The organism is Candidatus Symbiopectobacterium sp., from assembly GCF_020054415.1.
GTDB lineage: Bacteria > Pseudomonadota > Gammaproteobacteria > Enterobacterales > Enterobacteriaceae > Symbiopectobacterium.
Genome location: NZ_JAHWCO010000660.1, coordinates 1 through 2,303 on the forward strand (window position 1 = coordinate 1; position 2,303 = coordinate 2,303).

The 2,303-nt window shown below is 51.7% G+C and carries 1 protein-coding gene and 2 pseudogenes; 1 reads left to right on the forward strand and 2 read right to left on the reverse strand.

What is annotated here, in order from left to right:
* Positions 1-218 precede the first annotated feature (218 nt).
* Positions 219-947 (forward strand): annotated as a pseudogene (locus tag QZ506_RS19050) (IS5 family transposase); the annotation flags it as partial.
* Between the two features lie 9 nt (positions 948-956).
* On the opposite strand, the pseudogene QZ506_RS19055 reads toward QZ506_RS19050, so the two are convergent.
* A pseudogene (locus tag QZ506_RS19055) lies at positions 957-2,001 on the reverse strand (IS3 family transposase); the annotation flags it as partial.
* Between the two features lie 88 nt (positions 2,002-2,089).
* Positions 2,090-2,303: IS1 family transposase (locus QZ506_RS19060; RefSeq protein WP_291973147.1), on the reverse strand; the 214-nt coding region annotated here is incomplete at its 5' end.

Genomic DNA, 2,303 nt, shown 5'->3' on the forward strand with positions numbered 1-2,303 from the left:
GTGACACGCCTATTTTGGATTAAAATGCTGATCGCTCCGGGATGCATCACCACGCTCTGGATTTAACATACTGATTTTACGTCAAGGGAATCCGCAGCCTTTATGGCTATGCAGCATAATATCTATTTATTCAACAAAGCCAAGGCTTTGTTGAATAAATCGAACTTTTAGGTGATTGGCGGATATGATCTCTACAGTCGTTTCAGTATCGTGTCCCCATGGCAAAGCAAAAGTTCAAAATCACCAACTGGCCTGAATACAACAAAGCACTAAGGCTGCGTGGCTCTCTTACGGTATGGCTCGATGAGACAGCCGTTGCTGCATGGACTGACCGTGCAGAGCCTGAAGGTCGTGGCCGACCGCTTCACTACACCGATATGGCTATTACCACGGTTCTGATGATGAAGCTGGTGTTTAACCCGTCGCTCCGGGCATTACAGGGCTTCGTTGACTCGATTTTTAAGCTGATGGTGCTGTCGTTGTACTGCCCAGACTACTCTCTGGTCAGCCGGCGGGAAAAGACCGTTAACATCAGCATAAAGACGCCAACCCGGGGGGAAATCTCTCACCTCGACATTGACGGCGCAGGTCTGAAAGTCTTCGGCGAAGGGGAATGGAAAGTCAGGCAGCATGGCGCTGACAGGCGCAGGGTATGGCGCAAGCATCACCTTGCCGCAGACAGTGCGACGCATGAGATTATCTGTGCCTATTTGTCACTCAGCGGAACGACTGATGCACAGGCTCTGCCGGGGCTGATTAGCCAGATCCACCGGAAAATCAGGGAAGCCTCTGCAGACGGTGCTTACGATACGCGTTACTGCCACGATGCGTTGCTGAGAAAAAAAATCAGGCCTCTAATCCCGCCCCGAAGCGGGGAACAATACTGGCCGGACAGGTACCATGAGCGTAACCACGCCGTGGCGAATCAGCATCTGAGCGGCAACAATGTGTAGTGGTCAACTAATACTGTCCACCGCATTAGACTGTATATAGAACAGTCGCTCAGATTCGTTTGGAGTTAAGCCGCAGTTATACCAGTGAGGCCGGATACCGCTGTAATAACCCGTGATCTAGCGGATTATCGCGTCCTAGGCTTCACTGAAGCTATTGTAACCCTTTATTGGCACCTATTCTGTCTTCATGCTGCGGAAGAACCGCTCCATTGGCGCATTATCCCAGCAGTTACCCCGCCGACTCATACTCTGCTTTATCCTGCAGCGCCATAGAGCTTGCCGGTATTGACGGCTGGTATGTGACTACCTTGGTCGCTGTTAAACATGACTCCTGTTGGTTGCCCCCGCAGTTCCCAGGCCACCTGCAACGCTTTAACTGTCAACGCCGAGTCCGGAGACATCTACATAGCCCATCCCACCGGTTTGCTGGCGAACAGGTCCAGCACCACCGCAAGGTAAGCACAGCATTTTCCCGTCCAGATGTAGGTCACATCGCCGCACCAGACCTTATCCGGTGCGGTAACCGCGAACTGGCGGTTGAGATGGTTCGGTATTTCAACGTGTTCATTGCCGCCGCGTTTGTATTTGTGAGCCGGTAGCTGGCAGCTGGCGATACCCAGCTCCTTCATCAGCTTACCGGCCAGCCAGCTCCCCATTTTAACGCCAGAGCTGCTGGTGACGATGGTTGCGATGCTTCGAGCGCCGGCAGAGCCGCCGCTGGCGTTCCATGCTTCCATGATGCGGCTACGGTTAACAACGCGCTCACCGTCGGGTTCATTAGCGGAAGCCTGCCAGTGCCTGTAGCTGCTGCTATGTACCTCAAAAGTTTGGCACAACGCCGTGACAGGGTATATCGCCCTCAGCCTGTCAACTATCGTGAACTGTTGAGTGAGTCCGACATTAAGAGCGCAGTAGCCTTTTTTAGAATTTCGTTCTCCATTTCAAAGCGTTGTACTTTCTTATTCATCTCACGCAGCTCGAGCTGCTCAGGGGTAAGAGGAAATCCCGCTGGCGTTTTTCCCTGTCGTTCAAGGCGAAGCTTATTGACCGCGACTAATTGCAGAATGGATGACATTAACCACCTCCGCGGCCTTAACGTATGTGTAGGGTCGTGTATTCAATGGGTTGATGTAGCATCAAACGTAGTGCTCGCGTTCGATGTAAGTACCGATGATCCTATCGTGCATTTCGGATGATTTTGAATATCTCAGCGTCTTACGATTGAGCCGTTGCAATCGGTTACGCAGTGTCAGATTTTCACGCTCAATACGCTGTGTATACAGCTTGCTAACAATGTGTTTTACTTTTGGAAGTTCGTCGTTGTAAGCCCTGTAGCCATCCGTGCACCAA